21 protein-coding genes are annotated in these 24,198 nt (G+C 31.8%); all 21 read left to right on the top strand.

Translation table 11 applies throughout. From position 1 onward, the window contains the following. Positions 1-580: 580 nt before the first annotated feature. Complete coding sequence (locus tag HMPREF2795_RS07990) at positions 581-802, top strand: helix-turn-helix domain-containing protein (protein WP_000286248.1); 222 nt, start codon at positions 581-583, stop codon at positions 800-802. 302 nt (positions 803-1,104) lie between these two features. Then, positions 1,105-1,338, top strand: coding sequence for a DNA-binding protein (locus HMPREF2795_RS07985; protein ID WP_075228603.1), 234 nt, complete (start codon positions 1,105-1,107; stop codon positions 1,336-1,338). 84 nt (positions 1,339-1,422) lie between these two features. Then, positions 1,423-2,931: a tyrosine-type recombinase/integrase gene (locus tag HMPREF2795_RS07980; RefSeq protein ID WP_075228602.1), complete on the top strand. Its 1,509-nt coding sequence runs from the start codon at positions 1,423-1,425 to the stop codon at positions 2,929-2,931. Positions 2,932-3,012: 81 nt separating this feature from the next. Continuing rightward, positions 3,013-3,864, top strand: a complete 852-nt coding sequence (gene ylqF, locus HMPREF2795_RS07975; protein WP_000201329.1) for a ribosome biogenesis GTPase YlqF — start codon at positions 3,013-3,015, stop codon at positions 3,862-3,864. Then, positions 3,851-4,633 carry a ribonuclease HII gene (locus tag HMPREF2795_RS07970; protein ID WP_000201094.1) on the top strand — a complete coding sequence of 261 codons (783 nt, stop codon included), beginning with the start codon at positions 3,851-3,853 and terminating at the stop codon, positions 4,631-4,633. The genes ylqF and HMPREF2795_RS07970 overlap by 14 nt, the downstream gene beginning before the upstream one ends. A gap of 11 nt (positions 4,634-4,644) precedes the next feature. Beyond that, positions 4,645-6,195, top strand: a complete 1,551-nt coding sequence (locus HMPREF2795_RS07965) for a ClC family H(+)/Cl(-) exchange transporter (RefSeq protein ID WP_000392581.1) — start codon at positions 4,645-4,647, stop codon at positions 6,193-6,195. 971 nt (positions 6,196-7,166) lie between these two features. Further along, on the top strand, positions 7,167-8,189 hold the full coding sequence (locus HMPREF2795_RS07960) for a hypothetical protein (RefSeq protein WP_075228601.1): 1,023 nt from the start codon (positions 7,167-7,169) through the stop codon (positions 8,187-8,189). After that, positions 8,176-9,657, top strand: coding sequence for an LA2681 family HEPN domain-containing protein (locus HMPREF2795_RS07955; protein WP_075228600.1), 1,482 nt, complete (start codon positions 8,176-8,178; stop codon positions 9,655-9,657). The genes HMPREF2795_RS07960 and HMPREF2795_RS07955 overlap by 14 nt, the downstream gene beginning before the upstream one ends. A gap of 375 nt (positions 9,658-10,032) precedes the next feature. Then, positions 10,033-10,650 carry a TetR/AcrR family transcriptional regulator gene (locus HMPREF2795_RS07950; RefSeq protein WP_025197146.1) on the top strand — a complete coding sequence of 206 codons (618 nt, stop codon included), beginning with the start codon at positions 10,033-10,035 and terminating at the stop codon, positions 10,648-10,650. Positions 10,651-10,759: 109 nt separating this feature from the next. Beyond that, positions 10,760-11,470 carry an ABC transporter ATP-binding protein gene (locus HMPREF2795_RS07945; protein WP_025197147.1) on the top strand — a complete coding sequence of 237 codons (711 nt, stop codon included), beginning with the start codon at positions 10,760-10,762 and terminating at the stop codon, positions 11,468-11,470. Then, a complete protein-coding gene (locus HMPREF2795_RS07940) occupies positions 11,463-13,022 on the top strand; it encodes a putative ABC transporter permease subunit (RefSeq protein ID WP_075228599.1) in 1,560 nt (519 codons plus the stop codon). Before HMPREF2795_RS07945 ends, HMPREF2795_RS07940 begins: the two co-directional genes overlap by 8 nt. 18 nt (positions 13,023-13,040) lie before the next feature. Next, positions 13,041-13,262 (top strand): DUF1648 domain-containing protein, encoded by a 222-nt coding sequence (locus HMPREF2795_RS07935; protein WP_025197149.1) that lies wholly within the window; start codon positions 13,041-13,043, stop codon positions 13,260-13,262. Continuing rightward, complete coding sequence (locus HMPREF2795_RS07930) at positions 13,259-13,600, top strand: GntR family transcriptional regulator (RefSeq protein WP_025197150.1); 342 nt, start codon at positions 13,259-13,261, stop codon at positions 13,598-13,600. The genes HMPREF2795_RS07935 and HMPREF2795_RS07930 overlap by 4 nt, the downstream gene beginning before the upstream one ends. A 156-nt stretch (positions 13,601-13,756) precedes the next feature. Then, positions 13,757-14,392, top strand: coding sequence for a TetR/AcrR family transcriptional regulator (locus tag HMPREF2795_RS07925; protein ID WP_075228598.1), 636 nt, complete (start codon positions 13,757-13,759; stop codon positions 14,390-14,392). A 271-nt stretch (positions 14,393-14,663) separates the two neighbouring features. Then, positions 14,664-15,404, top strand: coding sequence for an ABC transporter permease (locus HMPREF2795_RS07920; RefSeq protein ID WP_075228597.1), 741 nt, complete (start codon positions 14,664-14,666; stop codon positions 15,402-15,404). Positions 15,405-15,538: 134 nt separating this feature from the next. Next, positions 15,539-16,252 (top strand): ABC transporter ATP-binding protein, encoded by a 714-nt coding sequence (locus tag HMPREF2795_RS07915; protein WP_075228596.1) that lies wholly within the window; start codon positions 15,539-15,541, stop codon positions 16,250-16,252. Between the two features lie 26 nt (positions 16,253-16,278). Beyond that, the gene (locus tag HMPREF2795_RS07910) at positions 16,279-17,961 is read left to right on the top strand and encodes an ABC transporter ATP-binding protein (protein ID WP_075228595.1); all 1,683 of its coding nucleotides are present in this window, start codon (positions 16,279-16,281) and stop codon (positions 17,959-17,961) included. 738 nt (positions 17,962-18,699) lie between these two features. Further along, on the top strand, positions 18,700-19,968 hold the full coding sequence (locus tag HMPREF2795_RS07905; protein ID WP_075228594.1) for a site-specific integrase: 1,269 nt from the start codon (positions 18,700-18,702) through the stop codon (positions 19,966-19,968). 3 nt (positions 19,969-19,971) lie between these two features. Beyond that, a complete protein-coding gene (locus HMPREF2795_RS07900) occupies positions 19,972-21,822 on the top strand; it encodes a hypothetical protein (protein WP_075228593.1) in 1,851 nt (616 codons plus the stop codon). Beyond that, positions 21,819-23,489, top strand: a complete 1,671-nt coding sequence (locus tag HMPREF2795_RS07895) for a hypothetical protein (protein WP_049498825.1) — start codon at positions 21,819-21,821, stop codon at positions 23,487-23,489. The genes HMPREF2795_RS07900 and HMPREF2795_RS07895 overlap by 4 nt, the downstream gene beginning before the upstream one ends. Beyond that, positions 23,482-24,195: a hypothetical protein gene (locus HMPREF2795_RS07890; protein WP_075228592.1), complete on the top strand. Its 714-nt coding sequence runs from the start codon at positions 23,482-23,484 to the stop codon at positions 24,193-24,195. The genes HMPREF2795_RS07895 and HMPREF2795_RS07890 overlap by 8 nt, the downstream gene beginning before the upstream one ends. Positions 24,196-24,198 lie beyond the last annotated feature (3 nt).

Below are 24,198 nucleotides of genomic sequence, written 5' to 3'. Positions count from 1 at the left end.
AGAATACAATCAAGATACCATTATGCTATTACTTTAGTTCAGTTAAAATATTGAGAAGTATTACTTTTATTGAGAAAGCATCACAAAGGATTCCAATTAATTTTTAATGATTTTTCTAATCTAATTTTGTGGTTATTGACAAATAAAGTCTAGTTAATTGCTTTGGATCCATGGAGTGGTTTATATACATCTGTTAATGCAACGGATAATTTTATTGATAAGTAGGGGGTGGCTATTATTCAACCTTTAGGTTCTGAAAGTAAGAGATTCACATTAGAAATATCATGTTGACCATTTTTCAATTTGCTGGTTAGCAGTAATCTGAACATCATTAATTCCTTCCTTAACAAAATTATGCGACTTTTGTTACCGGATTACTGCTGATTTTTTAATAGCTTATAACATTTTTGTTTTTAGACGGTTAATAGATTTTGACCGTCTTTCTTAATATTGTCTTACCTATAATAGATATGCTTACGAGAAGTGTTTAATAAATTAATTTTAGTTCAAAATGTCCAGTTTGGACAGTTTGAAAGATTTCTTGGTTTTATATATTATACTTTTCTCAGGAGAAAGCTAGATGTACAGACGTTTGAGAGATTTGAGGGAAGATCACGATTTGACCCAAAAACAAATAGCTAAAATACTTTCGTTTACAAACTCAGCTTATGCTAAAATTGAACGGGGTGAGCATGCCTTGACGGCAGATGTATTGGTAACTCTCTCAAACTTTTACGATGTCAGTACAGACTATCTATTGGGATTGACAGATTTTCCTGATAAAATTCGCTTTAGAAAATAATCTCCTCAATTGCATAGAGTGTGAAAATGAGGAGATTTTTTATTTGTTCTTTGACAATTGAATAGTCCAAAATGGTACTTTCCTCATTTGTGGAGCAGATTTGAATGGCTCGCCATGATAAGAGCGATTTTAAAACCATCAATAAAATAGAGCGATACTTTATATGCCATGATACAAATGATATACAATGATACTTCTGACCGTTCAGGCTGCCACCGTAAAAGAGCAGCAAGTGAAATTCTTATGATGACTTCATCAGTCATGCCATGGAGGTAAAAATATTTTTTAGGAAGGATGATGTCATGAATATAAAATATATATCTGTCGAAAATTCCATTGCAGAATGGGCCGATAAAAAAGGAATTCTAAAAAGATGGGATGGTTTAAATCAATATACATTGAACAGATGGATTAAAGAAATGCGAGAAAACAGAACATTTTCCACGTATGTAATTAACCCAACCCACAAACTTGTTTTCATTAATCTAGAAGGATTTGAAAGTTTCTTAAGATGGAAGCAAAAGCGGACAAAATAAGGAAGTCATGGTATAATATAGGATAGTTATTTATTCTATACAACAATGATTTATTTCTTTTTAAGAGTTAAGAGGAATTAAATTATGTATTATGTAACTAAAACAAATTCAAAAGGGCAACCCTTATATCAAGTGGTTGAAAAGTACAAAGATCCACTAACAGGAAAGTGGAAATCAGTAACTGTAAGTTATACTAAGAATACTAGTAGGGCGAGGAAACAAGCTGAAAGAGAGGTTCTTGATAAAATAGATAGACTAACTACTTCATTTGAAAGTCAGTTTAGCCCTGAACTGATTACAACATTTGGAGAGTTAAAAGAAAATTGGTTTCAGACTTGGTGTGTCTCTGTTAAACCACAAACAATTCAGAGAGAACTACTGGTTATAAAGCGTCTTGGGAAAATTATAGGAGATGATTTTTTGTTAGACAGGATTACTCCACTTCTGATGAAAAATAGTCTCAATAAATATTTAGAAATGTATGATGCATCGCCTTCAACAATGACTCATATAAAAAGTACTTGTAATAAGATTTTTAATCATGGTGTGTTATATAATGTCATTAAGTTTTCTCCAATGACTGCGGTAAAACTAGATATCTCACTAGAGAAAAGGCGTAAAGCAAAAGAAAGACATGATTCTAAATTTCTAGAAATCCATGAATTACATGCATTTTTTGATGTGTTACGCCAATGCAGAAATGCAAACTATTATGATCTTGCTATAGTATTGTTGCTTACAGGTATTCGAATTAGTGAAGCAGCATTTTTACCATCAGATATTGATTTTGAAAAAGGAATCTTGCATATTGATAAGGCACTTCAATATCATTGTTTAAAAGTTGAACAATTTCATTTTGATACAACTAAAACACTCAATTCAATTAGAGAAGTAGCTTTGCCTGAAGCTGCAAGCGAAGCTATTAAAAGGACAATACAGAGAAATAAAGAGTTTGATGCTTATATGGAGAAACATCCCTGTCCTGCTTTTACACATTCTGAAAGTGTATTTAGAACAGAATACGGCTCTCCAATAACATCAAGCACTTTTCGTCAAATTTTGAAACGAATAGAAGGAAAATTATTGACAAATTGTTTAAGTGACTATGGTTTTAAGTGGGTAAAACATGTTACTCCCCATTCGTTTAGGCATATGCATATTAGTTACCTTCAAAGTAATGAGATGCACATAGCAGTGAAAGATATTATGACTAGAGTAGGACACGCAAACTTTGAGACAACAATGGGCTATACACATAATATAAATCGTTCACAAGAAAATACTGTAAAAGCCTTAAATCAATTTGTAGAAAATCACAATTTCCATTTTGAAGAATTGAAAAGTTATACCTGTAAATATTCCAGAATGATTGAAAAATTCATTGAAACTAGTGATAATAGCAATAAAGTAGAATTAAGTGTTGATGAGTTCAAAGACTTGTTACATCTTAGTCCACGTTATTCACCTAAAAATATTGTTTCAAATTTACTATTAAAAATCAAAAAAGATATTGTCAAATACCATCCACAGTTTGATATAAAGATTGTGAAATCAAGTGAGAATCAAATCAGAGGTTTTTCCATTGCATGGTAGTTTTGGTGTTCGCTTGGTGTTTAGACAATAGTAAAATAAAATAGGGTCTCTAAACCCTTGCTATGAAAGGAAAAAAACTCAATGGCTACTATTCAATGGTTTCCTGGACATATGTCCAAGGCGCGTCGTCAGGTTCAGGAAAATTTAAAATTCGTTGATTTTGTGACAGTTTTAGTAGATGCACGTTTGCCCTTGTCAAGTCAAAATCCGATGCTGACGAAAATCATCGGAGATAAACCAAGACTATTGATTTTGAACAAGGCAGACCTAGCAGACCCAGCATTAACAAAAGAATGGCGTCAGCATTTTGAATCACAAGGCATTCAAACACTGGCAATCAATTCTAAAGAGCAAATTACGGTAAAAGTTGTAACGGACGCTGCTAAGAAACTCATGGCAGATAAGATTGCTCGTCAAAAGGAACGTGGGATTCAAATCGAAACCTTACGTACCATGATAATCGGTATTCCAAATGCTGGTAAATCAACACTGATGAACCGTTTGGCTGGTAAGAAAATTGCTGTAGTTGGTAATAAACCTGGTGTTACTAAGGGTCAACAATGGCTTAAAACCAATAAGGATTTGGAAATTTTGGATACTCCAGGGATTCTCTGGCCAAAATTTGAAGATGAAACTGTCGCCCTTAAACTCGCATTAACTGGAGCTATCAAAGATCAGTTGCTTCCAATGGATGAAGTGACGATTTTCGGTCTTAATTACTTTAAAACCCATTATCCCGATAAGCTTCAAGAACGTTTTAAACAAATGAATCTGGACGATGAAGCTCCTGAAATTATCATGGACATGACTCGTATCCTTGGTTTCCGTGATGATTATGATCGCTTTTACAATCTTTTCGTCAAAGAAGTTCGTGATGGAAAACTAGGTAACTATACATTAGATACATTGGAAGACCTCAATGGCAACGATTAAAGAAATAAAAGAAGAATTAGCAAAGATAACTGAACTTGAAAGTCCCTTGTTTAAGGAATTTGAAAAAGATTCTCGTTCAGGTGTACAAAAGGAAATTGAAAAGCGTAAGAAAGCCATTCAAGCTAAAATTGATGAAAATCTCCGCTTAGAAGCCATGCTTAGCTATGAAAAAGAGTTTTATGCTCAAGGTATTAGCTTAATTGCAGGTGTAGATGAAGTTGGACGTGGGCCTTTAGCTGGGCCTGTTGTTGCTGCAGCAGTCATTCTGCCAAATAATTGTAAGATAAAAGGCTTGAATGACAGTAAGAAGATTCCTAAGAGAAAACATGAGGAGATTTTTCAAGCCGTTAAAGATAAGGCTCTTGCAATCAGTATTGGCATTATGGACAATCATGTCATTGATCAAGTCAATATCTATGAAGCGACTAAACTAGCCATGAAAGAAGCTATCTCTCAGCTTGAACCTCAACCAGAACATCTTTTGATTGATGCTATGAAATTGGATTTGCCGATTTCTCAAACATCCATCATCAAAGGAGATGCGAACTCGCTTTCTATTGCCGCAGCATCGATCGTTGCTAAGGTTACCAGAGATAAGATCATGGAAAACTATGATCAGGAATTTCCAGGTTATGATTTTTCTCAAAATGCTGGTTATGGAACGGCTAAACATTTAGAAGGTTTAGAAAAGCACGGTGTTACACCCATTCATCGCACAAGCTTTGAACCGATTAAAACGATCGTTTCAGAAGCTGAAAAAGATAATTAAAGGAGAAAATTATGGAGGAACAGTCGGAAACACTTAGTTCCAAGAAAGAATTTGCCTTTGCATCTAGTACAATTCTATCTCAAGTAGGGCGAGGTATTATCGTTGGATTAGTCGTAGGCCTTATTGTTGGGTCTTTTCGGTTTTCTATTGAAAAAGGATTTCATGTCATCCAAGGGCTTTATCATGATCAAGATAATCTTGTACGTAACCTGTTGATTATCTCCCTGCTTTATCTTGTTATTTGCTGGCTTAGCGCCAAATTAACACGCTCGGAAAAAGATATCAAAGGTTCTGGTATTCCTCAAGTTGAGGCTGAGTTAAAAGGTCTCATGTCTCTCAACTGGTGGAGTGTGCTATGGAAGAAATATGTTCTTGGTATTCTCGCAATTGCGAGTGGACTCATGTTAGGGCGTGAAGGTCCAAGTATTCAACTAGGTGCTGTTGGAGGTAAAGGAATTGCTAAGTGGCTCAAGTCTAGCCCTGTCGAAGAACGTTCTTTAATCGCGAGTGGAGCTGCTGCTGGACTTGCTGCAGCCTTTAACGCTCCAATAGCAGGTCTGCTTTTTGTAGTAGAAGAAGTTTACCATCATTTTTCAAGATTTTTCTGGGTATCTACTTTGGCAGCTAGTCTGGTAGCAAACTTTGTTTCTCTTCTCATCTTTGGCTTAACACCCGTTCTGGATATGCCAGATGATATCCCTCTCATGAGCTTGAATCAATATTGGATTTATCTGGTGATGGGAATTTTTCTTGGGCTCTCAGGTTTTCTTTATGAAAAAGCCGTTCTGAATGTCGGAAAAGTTTATGATTGGATTGGCCAAAAGGTTCACATTGATAAAGCATATCATCCGATCTTTGCCTTTATTCTTATTATTCCAGTAGGAATTTTTCTACCTCAAATACTTGGTGGGGGCAATCAGGTTGTCTTATCCTTAACAGAACAAGATTATAGTTTTCAAATTCTCTTAATTTACTTCATCATTCGCTTTATCTGGAGCATGATTAGTTACGGAAGTGGACTGCCAGGTGGTATTTTCTTACCGATTTTAGCATTAGGATCCTTACTTGGTGCCCTAGTAGGCGTTATTTGTGTCAATCTTGGACTTGTTAGCCAGCAGCAATTTCCTATCTTTGTTATCCTTGGAATGAGTGGTTATTTTGGGGCTATCTCAAAAGCACCTTTGACAGCTATGATTCTTGTGACTGAAATGGTTGGTGACATCCGAAATCTCATGCCTTTAGGGATGGTTACCCTAGTAGCTTACATCGTCATGGATTTGCTCAAAGGGGCACCGGTTTATGAAGCCATGCTGGAGAAAATGCTACCTGAATCAGCAACTGATGATGGAGAAGTTACACTGATAGAAATTCCGGTTTCAGACAAAATAGCTGGAAAACAAGTACACGAACTCAATTTACCTCATAATGTGCTTATCACAACCCAGGTACATAATGGTAAGAGTAAGACAGTTAATGGATCTACAAGGATGTATCTAGGTGATATGATTCATCTCGTAATTCCAAAAAGTGAAATTGGAAAAGTGAAAGATTTGCTTTTATAGCAGTATTTGTTTACATAATTTATGTTATGTTGTATCTGTTGATGATTTAAGAAAAATTCTTTTCAGATTTATTTGACCCGACAGATTCTTATAGATGAAAACTATATAAAAACAAAATCTCGGTCTCTAGATGATGAGATCGAGTTTTTATATTATATTCGAATAGACTGAAGAAGATTAGAAATTTTAAAACGATAAGTTCAATGAAGCAATGAATTACCAAATTTTAAGCGATTTTTCCATTATATAGCAAAACTAAAAGTTTATGTACAATCGACTTAACATGAACTAAACCATTGATATAACTGAATTAGAAACATAAAGTACATTCTTTAAAAAGTGTACTTTATGTTTGTTTTGTACATTATTCTGGAGTGGTATTTTGCAAGAACACTTTGTACAGTTTAAAAAAATATAGATAAATAAAAACACTCTAAATTTCATTAAATTGATATTAGAGTGTTTTTTTATTGTCAAAATGTACATTTGAAATATTTTTAGTTTTCACTTAAATAAAGTACATTTTCACCTGAATTGAGAGTAGTAAAAAATTCCAGTGTTCACTTAAATAAAGTACATAATTGAGTATAATTGGCTTAAAAATTTTTTTGGTTATGTGTTTTTACTAAGACAATCCGATAAAAACTAAAAGTTTATGTACAATTGACTAAACAAGACTTAAACCATTGATATAACTGAATTAGAAGCATAAAGTACATTATTTAAAAAGTGTACTTTATTTTTGTTTTGTACATTATTTTGGAGTGGTATTTTGTATGTTTTGTAGTACGTAATATTCTCTAATCTAAGAAATTGATTTGTACATTTTTTACTCTAATTGGTGTAGAAGAAGTGGTGGTTCAATTGTACATTTTATTTAAAATATTTATGGTTATAAGATTAGTATTCGAAGCATAAATAAAGTAGATACAGTGGTATAATAGTGTCAAAAGACTTTCAGGAGAAATGAGATGAGATCGCATACAGTTATTCTAGGCGCTGGTGCTACTATTGCAGCAATACCAGATGGTGATAAAAACGGCAAAAGTTCTTCAGTTATGAATGGATTGCTAAAAAAACTAAATTTAGAAGAAATTCTTGCTGGTGTTGAATTACAGACAAAGAGCGAAAATTTAGAGGATATCTACTCAGAATTATTTGAGAGAGAAGAGTGCTCCGAAATAGTTAGAAAGCTAGAAGAAAGACTCTATGATTATTTTGCTTCGTTGGAGTTACCTGATGAACCAACAATTTATGATTTTTTAATATTAAGTTTAACTAATAAAGATTGTATAGCTACGTTTAATTGGGACCCTTTACTTATACAGGCTTATATTCGCTGCTCAAAAATTACTCTGAACTTGCCAAAAATTCTTTGTTTACATGGGAATGTAGCTGTTGGGTTTTGTGAAGAACATATTGAGTTTGGAGGAGTAGATTGCTACTGCCCAACATGTTATAAAAAATTAAATCCAACAAAATTATTGTATCCCGTAAAAAACAAAGACTATTCTTCCGATGGATACATAAATTGGTGTTGGAAAGCATTAGATTACTTTGTCGATCATTCATATATGTTAACTATTTTTGGATACAGTGCTCCTAAGAGCGATGTAGATGCTGTTAATTTAATGAAAAAAGCATGGGGAAATATTGAAGACCGACCACTTGAAGAAGTTTCCGTAATAGATATTGTAGACGAAGAGACTATGCTAAATACATGGAAAGACTTTATTCATAGCCATCATTATAGGTATTCAAATTCATTTTTTGATTCTTACTTAGCAAAATTTCCAAGAAGAACTTGTGAAACTGTATTTGCAACATTTTCATTAAATGTTCCTTCTGATGGTAGTAGAGGTTTTAAAGAGAATTTTAATTGGGACATGATAAAAGAGTTTTTATCTGATATGTTAGTTGAAGAACAGGAAAATAAAGGAAAATCAAATTTAAAATCGAAATATTTAGTTTGGGGTGAAGATGTTAACAAATAATCCAATTAATCATAGTGTACTTAAATTGTCAATGGATTTCGATAATGCTTTTAAACATAAAAATATAGAGGAAATCTATAGACTAATAGAATTTGGAAAAAATATGGAAAATACTATTGATGATATTTCCAAAATTCAATTATTTTATTCTATTGGAACAGCATACGCTGATATATTTGAACTAAGTGATAACTTAGTTTTCAACATAGATACCGATTTTACAGTTCAACAAATTTATTACTTTAGAAAAGCTATAGAAATTTCAAATAACGCTGATATAAATTCTGAGAACAGTAGGTTTGTTTTCCCATTATTATGTTCACTATACACCAATTACGCGAATCTATTAGATGCTTGTGGTAGAAAGCAGTTAGCTATTAAGATGTATTGTAAATGTATACAAATCAATCCAAGATTCACAATGGCTAGTGGTAACTTGGCTATTTGTCTAGATCATTATCGTAATTTTTTGAATGATAACGAACACCTCCACTTTATTAAAAAAATTAAAAATTTAATAGAAACAAGCATAACTGTTTCAGATCCAAACAGAGTTGATTATGCAGAAAAGCGATTTATTGAACTTTACGAACAATATCTTAATTATAAAGACTTAGATGAATGCTCTTGTAAAGACATCGATTATAATCCTAATTCAAAAAAGTATCGCGAATGGTGTTGGAACAACGGGCTGTATCTTAATCCACTTAATGACTTACAAGCTGACGATATAAATAGATATGATGATAATCTTTTACTACCAAGTTTATTATTTCAATCGGATAAAGATTTAAACAAATATATTTCTATGTTTAATCAAATTAAGCAAGAATATGTTTATGCGCGTTATCTCTGTTTTAATAGCATTGAGAGTGATTCGGTTCATTATGCTGACGAGAATGTTAATCTTATTGATTGTCTAGACTATGTACAATACTCTGTCAGAGTTGAAGGTTTAAAAGCGGCTTTCAAAACACTATATTCATTATTAGATAAAGTTGCAATGTTTATAAATGAATATTATTCTCTAAAAATTGAGACTAGACAAGTAAGTTTTCATTCAATTTGGAGGTCTAATAGCGATTTAAATAAATGTTTGGATAAGAACATTGGTCTGTCATCTATATTTTGGATAGCGAAAGATTTTGATAATGGTGATAATTCTTTAACAGCTAATCCAAACTCAAAGCGATTGAAAATTATTAGAAATTATTTAGAGCATAGGTTTACTAATATAACATTAAATTTTTTTGATGGAAGTGTAGATAATAACGAAAGTAGATTATATCTAACTGAATTTGAATTGAAAGAGTGTACATTAGATTTATTAAATCTTGTAAGAGAAGTTATTTTTTCACTCAAAAATGCCATTCAAATAAGTGAAAATGAAAAACAATCTACTCTAAGCAGTGAAGTTGCTTTAATTCCGATAAATTATGAAGAAGTAGATTTGGAAGATAAATTATAGCATTGAGCATACAATTTATAGTCGTTATAAAAAGCAATAGTCTAAATTAATTTAACTAATCGACTTAACTAGAGCTAAACCATTGATAAAACTGAATTAGAAGGATAAAGTACACTCATTAAGCAGTGTACTTTATTTTTGTTTTGTACATTATTTGTTGATTGCTTAATCAATACTACATCTCTATCAGGCAATTCAGACTCCATTTAGTCCTCTAAAACCCATGTTGAGGCAGCATCACTGCTTGTACGAGCTTAGAAAAAATGTTAACGAAAAAGCCCTGGTGTCAAGGTTTTTTTGGTATCCTCAAAAAGGTAATTTTATAATTGACAATTTGTCAGTAGAGTAGTATAATTTATAAACAGGAGGAATAAAATGCGAGATGTAAAAGATCCGGAAATTCGACGGGCTGAGATTATGGACGCTGCTATGCTCCTCTTTATGGAGAAAGGATATGCGAACACAACAACTCAGGATATAGTCGATAAGGTAAATATATCACGAGGTTTGCTATACTATCACTTTAAGAATAAAGAAGATATTCTGTATTGTCTCGTGGAACGATATTCAGAGAAATTATTGAGTGATATTCACGTGATTGTCTATGATGATGACAAAACTGCTATTGAAAAAACAAGAGCCTTTATAGATGCCACAATAATCTCTACAGATAACGTTTCAGCGGAAGGAACTGAGTTACAAAAGACGGTTGATCTTGAAGAAAATCGTTATATGTTAGATAAGTTATCTCATAAGCTCATTGAAAAACTGACTATATATTTTGAGAGGATAATAAATCAAGGCATCTCAGAAAAAGTATTTTCTGTAAAATATCCATCAGAAACAGCAGAATTTCTGATGACAGCCTATGTTTTTGTTTCAAATAACATAGGTATAAAAACTTCAAAGAAAGAAACTGTCAAAGATTACTTGAATGCATTTAAGATAATGCTGGAACAAAATCTAAATACAAAAGAACTCTTTAGCAATTAAAAAAAGATAGAATGTTTGTAAAGAGAACTATGTACCGATAGCTAAATCAAAACAAGCTATCGGTATTATTTCAAAATATGACTGACAAATTGTCAATGGAGACGAAAATATGTTAGAGATAAAGAATTTTAGTAAAAGTTATGGGGATAAGAAGGTTGTGGATAACCTGTCTATTTCAGTACAGCCTGGAGATATTTATGGTTTTATTGGAGCAAATGGTGCGGGAAAAACATCAACGATAAAGGCAGTTGTCGGTATCCATGATTTTGAAGAAGGAAGTATAATTATCAACGGTCATTCTATTAAAGAAGAACCTGTTATTTGTAAAAAAATGATGGCGTATATCCCAGATAATCCAGATTTGTATGAACATATGACAGGACTTCAATATATTAATTTTATTGCTGACTTGTTTGAAATTCCTACAAAAATACGCAAGGAGAGAATACAAAAATACGGTGATTTATTTGATATGACTGAGCATCTTTCGGGGATTATTTCTTCATATTCACATGGAATGAAGCAACGAACAGCCATTATTTCTGCACTTGTACATTCTCCCAAACTGTTGATTTTAGATGAACCTTTTGTTGGGCTAGATCCCAAAGCAACTTTCCTACTAAAGAAAATTATGCATGAGTGTGTTTCAGATGGAGGTGCTATTTTCTTTTCAACCCATGTATTGGATGTTGCGGAAAAATTATGTAATAAGATTGCCATTATCAAAAATGGAAAGTTAATTGCAAGTGGCAATACGGGAGACGTCAAAGGTGATGAATCATTGGAGGCATTTTTCATGGAGGTGCAGAACAATGAGTAACATTTGGATACTGCTTAAAGCGCAATTGATTAATTTCTTTCCTATTAATGAGATTAGAGATTCACGAAATAAAAAACAAAGTTCAATGGCTATTGCGAGTTTTGGCATAATAACTCTTTCCTTATTTTGCTTTGTTTATAATATAATAACAGCGAAAACATTGGTACACGTCGGACAGCAGAACTTGATTCCAGCATATATGGTCTCTGTCTCAAGTTTTTCAATATTATTTTTTACAGTATTTTATTCGAATGGCATTTTATTTGGCAGTCGAGATATGGAAATTCTCCAATCCTTACCTGTTAAAAGTTCGTATATTATCACCAGCAAGTTTATGTTTATGTACTTATTGAATTTTTTAATAGGCTTGATATTTATGCTCCCGGGTGGAATTGTATGGAGCTTGAACGGAAGTTTAAACCTCCTACAGATTATATTGTATTTTACTTCTATAATTTTTGTCCCTTTGATTCCTATGTGTATAGCGGCATGCATGGGACTCGTTATTGTTTTCGCTTCATCTTTTTTTAAAAGAAAAAATGTTATCTCTCTTATTTTTTCATTTGCGATGCTAGGTATAATTGGATATTTTGCATTATCAGCTTTGCAATCAGGTGATGAAAGTAGTATTGGGGTTACTCTGGCTAAGCAAATTACTAGACTGTATCCAATTTCTAGACTATTTATGTCATACTACAATTTTCCAATGTACTATGGGATGGGATTTTATATAGTTCTTTCAATAGTCGTCTTTTATCTATTTGTCAAAATTGCTTCGTTGAAGTATGGACTACTTAATACACTTGCCAATACAAAATCAAGTTATGCTAATGACAAAGTATCTTATGAAAGAAAATCGGTATTTTTTTCCTTGTATCAAAAAGAGCTTGGACGATTTTTAAGTTCTTATATGGCAGTCTTGAATGCTGGGCTTGGAGTAATTCTTTTATGTGTCTTTAGTATATGTTTCCTTTTTAATTCTGTAGGTCAAATAGGAAATTCTGCAGGAATTGAAAATATAAATGAGTATCTTTCAAACTTAGCTCCCGTCTTTATTGCATCTATGCTTTCACTCAGTTGTCCAGCAGCTTCATCTATATCTTTAGAAGGTAAAAATATTTGGATTTTGAAAAGTTCTCCAGTTGAAGTGAAAACGATTTTAAATGCTAAGATAGCTGTCAACCTTACACTTCATTTGATTGGATATATGATTTCTGTATCTGTATTTATGCTGAAACTTGATATGAATCCTATTCAAGTTATGAATCTAGTTATTGTTCCCATATGTTACTCCCTTTTTATAATGGTAATCGGAATTTCATTAAATAAAAAATATCCTAACTATGATTGGGACAGTGAGATGATAGTTGTCAAACAAAGTCTTCCTGTTATTGTAACTGGAATTATTAGTATGATTACGCTTATTACGCCTATTTTGCTTAATTGGTTTTTTAATCTTCCGATTATATTTGTTTTGCAAGCAGTATCAGTAATTTTACTGGCTATTTCGTTTAGAGTTTATATAAAAATGACCAAGTTAAATTTTATCTAGTTAAAGGAGGAAAATAAGATGAAAAATAGACTGTTAAAAGATATTTTGGTTTTGTTGGGAATGATGGTCATCATAGTCATTATTTGTGGATTTCTCCCTGAGAAAGTTCCTATTCATTTCAATGCAAAAGGAGTAGCAGATATGTTTGCAAATAAATACTATCTTCTACTAGCTACAGCCATCCCTTATTCTGCATATTGGAAGTTTGTTAGGGAAAGTAATAATAAAAAGATTAAATGAAACACCATCTATATTTACAAATTGCATCAAAATTAAGAACGACTATTTTAAGAGGTGATTATGCACCTGAACAACAAATTCCTTCAATAAGGAGATTAGCAGAAAACGAGAAGTGTAATCCGGCAACTGTCCAAAAAGCAATGAAAGTTCTCGAAGAACAGAATTTGGTTACTAGCTGTGGAACATTAGGATATTTTGTCATAGCAAGCGAGCAAGAAATAAAAGAGATAAGATATCAAGAATCTAACAAGCTAGTTAAAATTTTGTTTGAAAAACTTGGTGAGCTAGGCTTTTCAGAAGATGAGATTGTCAATTTATTTTTTAGAAAAGATGCTTAGAAGAAGTTGAATGGAATTTTATTAGGATTATTTGTGAAAGTATAGAAAAGCCTTGATTTTAAGGCTTTTTTCATTTTCCAATAAAGAACTTGACATTATTAGTTACTTCCACTACAATAGAATTACATACCATCGGTATGATAGAAAGGGACTAAAATGGCAAGGAATAGAAACTCACATGAAACTAGAAAAAAAATACTAGAGGTCTCCAAAAATTTATTTTTAGAAAAAGGATTTGATAATACGTCAATACAAGATATCATTGATGGCTTAGGTGGATTGACGAAAGGTGTTATCTATCATCATTTTGAGTCTAAATATGATATCCTACAAACAATCATTAGCGAAAATAATCAAGAAATTTTAAATTATAATTGGAGAGGAAATACTGGATTAGAAAAGATACAAAATTCTTTGATGGACTCTTTCTCTAATTTTGAACACCAAAGGCTCGTTTACTCTGCTTCAATTATGCTAAGAAGTCCACGTTTGTTAGGAGAGCAGTATCTAGGTCTATTTTCTGATTTTTTACCGGAAATTAGAGAAAAAGTTTACGAAGGTGTTGAAGATGGGTCTATTAAAACAGACTATCCAGAAGAGCTAGCAGATTTAATTGTTTTGACTCTAAATATTTGGATTGGTTTTCAAATTTCCGTTTTTTCATTAGTAGAATTAAAGCGTAAAATGAATTTCATTAAACTTACTTTTGAAGGTCTAGGGGTACAGTTAATTTCTGATGAAATGATGGAGGTTATTTTCAACTTATTTGATCACTTAAAAAATAGTAAATAAGTAGTCCTATGACATTCTTGTTAATACTAATTTCTATTTATGTATTATTAATTGAATAAATTATCTTACATAATTGATAATTAAAAAATAACATACTTTAAGTGTGTTATTAAAAATCTATTATACATACCACAGGTATGTTTGTTTTTTAGTATATACATACCGATAGTATGTATAGTGATATTGTTTTAAAAATAAGCTTATTTTTAAATATTTGTTGAGATTAGTTTGAATAGTTTATTCTTTATTTACACTTCGGAGGAAAGAATCTATGTTGTCGCTTATTAAAATTGAATTAAATAAAGTTTCTAAATCTAAATTATTTTTAGCCTGGTTGTGTACTATATTTATAGTGTTAGGTATTACAGCAATCATTATTATGGGGTTAGGTACTGACAATAAACTAGGAGAATTCACTGGACAGGATTCTAATCTTATTAGAATTACTGGGAAATGGGAAGGTTGGGCAATTGTAGCATCATTGTTTTCATCTTTATTTACAAAATCAGCATTTTTGATTTTCGAATCTTATTTATTATCTACGATTATTATTGATGAATTTAAACGAAGAACAATTTTTCAGTTGTTTTCTTACCCTATTTCTAAAATAAAGTTACTTTGGGGAAAAATTCTTTCAGTCATTCTAATAGCATTTATTGCCCATTTTTCTGCACATTTAGTGATTCAATTATTTATTAGATTCATGGCTGTTGTAACTGAATCTAGTTATATCCCTCTAGCTAGTCAATTAATTAACTTAGCTGGAATAACGTTTGCAATAGTACTAATAGGGTTACTACCATTTGTTTTAGGTATGATTAAACATTCAACAGCTATAACAATGCTTTCAGGACTTGGTTTAGCAGCATTACTTTCAAATGTAAGTCCAGGAAGTTTATCTAATAATATTGCTGATAACTTATTCTTTTTGATATTTGCAAGTTTCATAAGTTTAATGATTACTTCATTTTCAATTTATAATATTTCAAGACAAGATATTAGTATCAAGTAGCATAGATGAATTTGATTGAAGGAATGTGATAATTCCTTGATGATTTCTATAAAAAAGAGACTGTATAAGTTGGTATTTATGCTCCGGAAGAAAAATTCTTGCATTTAAAGCTGGATAAAGAAAGAGAGATAGAAATGAGAAATATTGTTGAAATAAAAGAAGTTTTTAAAACAATTGATAAGGAAGAAGTTTTAAGTGGTATTAACCTTCAAATTGCTGAAGGAGAAATCTATGGTTTTTTAGGACCGAATGGTGCTGGAAAAACAACGTTAATGAAATGTATGTTAACCTTATCAACAATTACATCAGGTAGTATTGAAATTTTTGGGAAAAATCTACAAGAACACAGAGAAGAAATCCTAAGTCAGATTGGAAGTATTATTGAATCACCAATTTTTTATGATAACTGCACTGCAAAAGAAATTTTGGAAATTCACGCTCAGTATATGGGGAAAAATATTATTGAATCAGATATAATAAGAGCCTTAAGAATGGTCGGATTAAAAAATACGACTAAAAAAGTAAAAGATTTTTCGTTAGGAATGAGGCAAAGGCTTGGTTTAGCTCGTGCCTTTCTAACAAAACCTAAATTGTTAATTTTAGATGAGCCAATCAATGGTTTAGATCCAATAGGAATTCAAGAAATTCGAAATCTTTTGTTGTCGCTTTCTAAGGAGCATGGAATTACAATACTAATATCGAGTCATATATTATCGGAAATTTCACAGATAGCAGATAAAATTGGTTTTATCAAAAATGGAAAAATTGTAGAACAGGTCTCTATGAAAGAGATTAGGAGAGAGAATATTGACTTAGAAGAATATTTTATGTCACATTTTCTAAATTAAATTAAGAATTATGAGGTAGATTAAGGATGAAACAATTGATAAAGAACCATCAGAAGGCTTTTTATGCTTTCATGATATTTAATATACTGGTCCCTTTAACTAATATTGCTTTTGCTTATGCTATTAAAGGTATTATTGATAGTGGCATGTCTCAAAATAAAGAAGCCTTAACTCAAGCGGTACTAGTAGGAGCTATTGTTATTTTCATATATGCAGGGCTCAACTTTATATCTCTTCGATTGAAAAATAAACTTGTTAGGCAAATCATGTCAAGATACAAAAATAAGGTGTTCCAATCTATTTTAGATAGGGATTATAGAGACTTTTCTAAAGAAAAATCAGGGAAATTTATTTCTGTATTAACCGAAAATATGAAGAAAATTGAGCAAGATTATCTACACCAGTATTTTAATATTTCAAAAAACCTTTCCTTAATGATTTTTTCGCTCCTAGCTATGTTTATAGGTAATTGGTATTTGACCTTATTGGTTATCATTGCTAGCATTATTCCAATGATGATTTCTGGATTCATTGGACAAAAATCAGCTTATCTTCAAAAGAGTGCCATGATTGCCGATCAGAAGTATTTAGCTAAGGTTAAAGATATTTTAGCAGGGTTTCTAGTTATAAAAAGTTTTAATGTGAAAGAGGCTATCCGTCAAGATTACAGAAATGAAAGCGAAAAATTGGATGAGATATATTTTATGAAAGGAAAATTTGATGTCTTAGCTAATGTTATTTCGCAGCTTTCGGGGATGATTGTTTTTTTAGTAGCCTTTGGTGGAGGAATGTATCTTGTTTTTAATGGCTATACCACAATTGGAAGTGTAACAGCTATTGTTCAACTGGTCAATTTTGTAGTAATGCCACTAAATGAAGTTGGTATGGGAATGAGTAAATTCCGTGAAGGTCAGGCAACACTAGATGCATTTGAGGTAAAAGATGTAATCGAACTTCAAACTGGTAAAACGAAAGAATATTTCGATGATGTTATTTCTTTTTCAAATATAGATTTTTCTTATCCTAATACTGAAGAAAAGATTTTTAATCATTTATCTTTGAAGATTCAAAAAGGGGAAAAAATTGCAATTGTAGGAATGTCAGGGAGTGGGAAATCAACTTTGCTCAATCTATTGCTGCGTTTTTATGATGTAACAAGTGGACATATTTCAATTGATAATCAAGATATACAAGCTATTTCAGCAGAGAGTCTTTATAACTTGATGACGATTGTTCAGCAAGATATTTATATCTTTGATGATACTTTAAGAGCAAATATTACTCTTAATCAATCCTTCACTGATGAGGAAATAAAGAAAGCTGTACAGCAGTCAGGTTTAGAAAGTTATGTTTTAGAAAATGAATTAGGTCTACAAGCTTTATGTGGAGAGAATGGATCAAATTTATCTGGCGGACAAAAACAAAGAGTTAGTATTGCGCGCGCCTTGATTCGAAAAACACCAATCTTATTATTGGATGAGGCTACTTCATCTTTGGATAATCAAGTAACTACTGAAATTGAAAGTTCAATCTTGGATATTCAAAATTTGACTGCACTTGTAGTAACCCACAAGTTGAATGAGAACATTTTGAAAAAATACGATAGAATTCTCTTTATGAAAGCAGGCGTCATTGTTGAAGTTGGTTCTTTTTGTGACTTGATGGATAGGAGAGGTGAGTTTTATAAGTTGTTTGAGTTGAGTGTGTAATTCTCTTTCATTTTATAGTATAATTTTATAAAACACTCTATCCTTTTCGTGCTATAATATATAAGCTTGCTAGCACCACCTGAGGAGAAATCATGAGGGATATTCTCAGTTGAATAAGTAAGAGTATAATCTACATCTCCAAAGTAGGAGTGGCCAGTTCCAGCAGAAAGACCTTCATAGGTTTTATAACTGAATAGATCGACTACTTTGTTGTCGAATTTTTCCTGTTCTTCAAGTAATCCTGAGGAATAGACGACAACTTTAAAATCAAATAAGCTAAAAACGCTCTAAAATCATTAAATTGATATAAAAGTGTTTTTTATTGTCAAAATATACAATTGAAAAAATTTCCAGTTTTTTTAAAATCACTATCTCAGATGACAATTTAATCAAAATATGATATAATACAGAAAAAGTAAAAATAACAAAAGTAACTTACAAAAGTAAAAGAAAAAAAGTAAATAGATAGCCACGGCGGATATTCCTTTCATCGTTTAGAAGGAGTTGCTGTGGTTATCGTTGTTGCTGAGCTAATTAATTGCTCTGATTACTTAGATGAAGTTACTTTTGTTATTGAATTAATTTAAATAATAATAACGATCAATGAAAGTACTCATCGATATTCCCTTTATGCAGTTTAGAGCACAAAGGAAAATGGTACTGATTTGATCGTTTTTTTGTGTATTGACATCCTAAAATCCAGTCAGAACCTTCAGTCATATTAAACAAGGAGATAACATGAGATTTGTTGTATATAAACATTCACTGGTTTTAGGTGATAACAACATCGTGACAAAGCAATTTATCGTTCTGAAGCACGATGACGGCAACTTACAATTTACTGATTTTCATCGTTATGTTAAATCTACTTCAAGAATCAAGTCGATTTCAGATGATGGGAATAAACGCTTTTCTTACGTTGTTAAGTTTCTAAATTTTATATTTGGTACTTCTGGACTTAAAAGTATAGATCAACTTACACTTGAAATGGTTAGAGAATTTTTTACGCTTTATGGATTATCTCAGTTACCAGGAGATAGAGGAAAAAGAAAGAAAAGCACCGTTGAAAAATGCGTAAATGCAGTTCTTGACTTCTTAACTCTTTATTTAAGTGAGCGAGAGGGAAAGGCTAAGTTAAAAGCAGAAGAATTGTATGCTACGACAACTTTTACGAATAGTAGAGGACGGGTTATAAAACGTAAAGAACCAAATTTTGAAATATACGTAGATGATAGCAACACTGAGAAAGCTATTTTTCGTGATATGCCAAATAGTGCTTTTGAGATGTTATTTTCTCACATAGCACACTATCATAAAGATCTACTCATGGTTGTGGCCTTGGGAGCCTTTGTTGGCTTAAGACCATCAGAAGCATGCAATGTAAGACGTGAAGATAGTCCTCTAGGGCCAGGTATTTTGTTTCACCAAAGTGATGGGCAAGTATTTAAGATTGAGATCGATCTACGAAAAGAAATACCTCTCCGAAGCGATTTAAAGCCAACTGGACGGATTAAAAAGGAAAGACTTCAAGCAGTACCTTATATCTTTCTGGAGGTCTTTTTAGACACTTATAATGACTATATGACTTATCTGGAAGGTAAGAAGTATGAGAAGGATTATGGACCTTTAAATCTTAACAGACGAGGAAAAGCATTATCATACGATGTATACTATCAACGATTTCGTAAGATTATTCGCGACGAAATGATCCCAATCTTCTTAAAATCTGATGATGCAGAGGTTGTCTTTTTTGGGCAGCTTTTGCAGGAGCATAATATTTCCCCACATATTTTCAGACACTGGTACACGACACAGTTAGTATTATCTGGGGTTTCTGAAATCAGTGAGCTTATGTCAGCAAGAGGTGATAAATCGCCTGAGAGTGCTTGGGTTTATCTACAAAACAAAGGAGAAATCGCAAAACAATATGGTCAAGTTAATAATGGTGTTTTTGACTATATGAATTGGCGAGCAAATGAACTTTTTGGTGATAAGTTAGAAAGGTAATGTATGACTTATTCAATTAAATCTTTAATCGAAAATCTGTTAAGTGAACTCGGAAAAAACGATACACAGTATAAAGGAAAAATTAGTCAGTTTTTAGTTGATAACAATTGGTTTAATATAGAGATTGATTTGGATAACTATTCCATCTCAGATAAAGATGCTCAATTATTAATAGAAAAAATAACCAATTATCTTCTTGGACCAACTGGTTTAGCAGGAATTCAGCCTATATTTAAACAAAAATTCCCATTAACTTACAAATATTTTCAGCAATACTCAGAAGATAGCAACTTATCTAAGGAAAACATGTTTTATGTTCAAGATTTTCTTGCTTTTTATCTTAAAAGAGATTTATTTCTCTGTAATGATAATGAGATTGAATTGTTGGTTGAAGAAGCAGTATATGCACTTGAAAAGCAAAAAGGCGAAGTTTTTATTGATTTTTTAAAGTGGTTAATGAATAAAATGAGATGTAACTATCACAAAAGATATGAATTTACACCTCGATACACATTAGAACAGGAGACTAACGCTTATGAGTTAGACGAATATTTAGAATTACTGTATTTTCTTTTTAATGACAATTACATTAGAAAAGAAGATATGCTTTATAAAGCAGCAATCTCAAAAGACTACGCAGATACCTGGCTATTTCTAGCACTTCATTTTATATGTGCGCTACGTGGAACAGATTTAGAACAACTTGGACATCCACAACTTCCTAGAACACCGAAAGAAGTTCTAAAATCAGTTAGAAGTGGTAATTGGAGTAGCAGTGAGGCAAGAAGAACTCTTTTAAGTATTACAACTCGTTTAACTTATTTAAATATTACTCCAAACAAAACAAAGCGAACTAAAAATATTAGTCAGATTAAATTTCAGGTCCCTGAGAGTTGTCAGGTATTGATTGGAACGTTGTTGGCTATCTGTGAAGCTCATTATCAGTTGAATAAAGATAATAATGATGAACCTTTAATTCGACAAATAAAAGAATATAAACGAATTAATCGATATATGGGGAAAGAAATTGGAGACTTATTTCTTGAAAGGAATTTTAGTTCTAGATCTGCAAATAAATCCTATCTTCAAACTGTTGCCATGTTAGCAGATGATGTTTTGCAAGAAAAATCTGAGTTAAATATTAAAGGCTATTTTTTAGCCGCATTAGCCCGTAGCCATAAAGGTTCATTCGATGAATTTGCACAAACTACAACAACGTACCTAAAAGATGCCCAACTAAGCCAGCTTAAACCAGAAATGGTTGCGAGAGAACTATTTGAACGAGGTGTTTTATCTATGATTCCATCAATGATCCTGACGATTGTAACTAGAGGAAAGTATAAAGAATTAAGTCCTAGTCAACAGACTCAGATGATTAAACAGTTAGATTTGACACCAAATGAGATTGAAAAAACATTGGCTTTAAGCATTCAGGCAGAAGTGAAATCGCAAAAGGCATTAAAGATTTTGGTAGAAGAAGAAGCAGAGCCTAATCAACTTCTTACTATTTGTCATCGTATAGGAAACGGTGAAGCCTTCTCAAAACAAGGTGAAAGCATGTGTCTTTTATCTGCGCTTGGAAAGATTTGTCCATATGACGATAGGCAACATTGCATCGGTTGTCATTATGAATTACAAACGAAATCTACTTTATTGTTATTAGTAGGAGAATTCAATCGTTTGAACAAACAATACTCTAGAGTTCGAACTGATTTAGAAAAAGGTAAAATTTGGAGTATTTTAGAAGAACAAATAAAACCTTGTTTAACTGAAATGTTGCAAGCTTTATGCGAGCAATATGGAGATGACGTGTTACATGATTACGAAGAAATAATAAAGGAGTTAATAAATTGAACAATCAAGCTAAACTTTTTAAAATTGAAAATTATTTTGAAACTTTTGACCGTGATTGTGTTCTGCGAGCAAAAGAAGTTTTCGATGACTATTTTGATAAAGGAATTATTCTAAGTTACGATTTTGATCATAAGAAATGGGAAACTACAAATGAATATGCCAATATTAGCCTGTTTTTTAACATTTCTGAATTTCAATATAGGAGATTTTATCAATCAATTTTTCAGTTGCCTTATAAGGAATTTATCGATTACTTAAAAAGTTTTATTGTTTTCTCAATGAAACAACATGTTTTAAAAACTTTACAGCTATTTCTAATGGATATTAAACAAATTATTAAAAATACAACCAAAGATACGTTTTTAGATTTAGAAAATATTTCTGTAAAATTTCCTGGTTTATGTATTGACTTTTTCTCAAATCTTCCCTGTTCAGATGATAGTCAACTAAATCAACTATTGGAGCAATTAGATAATAAATTAACTATCAACCTTCAAAAAAAGCAGAGGTCAAAACAGCAAAGACAATTAGCGCAATTTCAATCCTATTTTACTTTTAATGACATTTTAAATGATTATTGGTCTCAAACATTATCTAAGAAAGAACGTCTATTTTATTATCCATTGTATCTCTGGTGGCAGATTACAGCAATTTTACCTTTAAGGCCAAGAGAATTTCTTTTAATACAAAGAAACTGTTTAACCGAGAAAGATGGAAAATATTTTCTTACATTAAGGAGAAATATAATCAAAGGAAGGGATCGACTTGTTGCACATAAAATTTCTGAAGATTATACTTTGAATACTTATGAAATTACTAATTCATTAGCTTCTGAAATAAAGACTTACCTCAAACTTACGGAAAATGATAATTCTACTAAATTAGATACATTATTTGTGACTGATCCTCATTATAACCGTTGGGGTCGTCGAACAGGTGTTAATAACCGATTTTTAACTTACACTAATCTCAATACTATTTTGAGGTATTTTTTTAATGAGATTATTTCTCAAAAATACGGTTATCAAGTTAATTATTTTAGTTTTCCAGCTAGATTAGATGAAAACGAGATTAATTTGATTCATATTGGGGATACGAGACACATTGCAATGATCAATTTAATTGCAGAAGGGGCTAGTCCTGTTACAGCTATGCTTTTAGCTGGTCATGAAGATGTGACAACTTCATCTCACTATTTTTCAAATTTAAGCCAATTTATTGAATGTCGTAGTTATCAAATGTATCGTAAACTAACGAGTAAGAATACGAATTACACCATAAGTAAGAGACAGCCATTTTATACAGCACAAGGACAATACATCACTTTAGAAAATAAAGGACGGTGTTACTCACCCCGCTTTGCGAAAGGTGATTATTCAGATTGTCTGAAAGTTATTAGTGAGCATGCAGAACTAGGTGCTTGTACGAGCTGCCCTTTTTACCGTAAAGCAGGTAAAGATTATTTTTCAATGGATAAAACATTTAAAAAGTCAGTTGATGAAAAAGCTATGGTTGTAGATGAAGCGATTAGAAAAGTTAGGCAAGGGAAAGGTCATATTGAAGATATTGGAGAAGCTTTGTTGAAATTAAAAACAGTTAGCAATACCTATCAAGATTACTTAAATGCTAAACAACTATCTTTAGAGGAGAATAAGTCTAATGGCTAGAAAGAAATCAATTTCTGATGATGAATTGATTCATTTGTTTGAACAGTATTTAATTTCCCAGTGTTCCTGTGATTTAAGCTTGGTAAAAATCCCTTGGTTTGGTGACTATGTTAGGAATAATGGCTATCAAAATGTTGCGAATACAACCATTAGACGTAATAAAAGATTCAGGGATTTTTTAAAAGAAAGTGAAATTAAATACCAAGATGAAAATTATGAAGCTGTAATTACTTATAAGACCATAGATCCTGACAATTTTATGGCAAAAAATCGTGCTCCAGGTGCTATGAAAAGAGCATTGGTGGAAATTAGCCAATACTACAAGAAAATAGCAAACATTGCGGCCAGCTATAAACAAGAAGCAGATAAGTTACGTAGTTTAAATTCTGAACTACAGTCAACTAATGAAGATTTAAAACAGAAGCTACAAAGAGAAAATGAGTTAAGTGATGAGAATCAAAAACTATTACAAATAATCAAAACAAGTGTCTATCCAGAAATTGCGAATGAGCTTTTAAAAGAAGAAGGATTGTTAAAAAATTCTCAAAAGGTTATCAGTGAGGATTTCCTAGCAGACAATATCATCACCGCTGATTCAGAAATAGATTTTCATTCTGGTGGTCTTATTGAACAAGAAAATCCTCAAAAATTAACTAAAGTGGTTTCTATTAAAAACTTACTAGACAGCAAAACTAATTATAAATGAGGA

The sequence above is a fragment of the Streptococcus sp. HMSC056C01 genome (assembly GCF_001811305.1).
Taxonomy (GTDB): Bacteria; Bacillota; Bacilli; order Lactobacillales; family Streptococcaceae; genus Streptococcus.
Note: the sequence above shows the minus strand (reverse complement) of the source record. Positions and strands in the feature narration are given on the sequence as shown.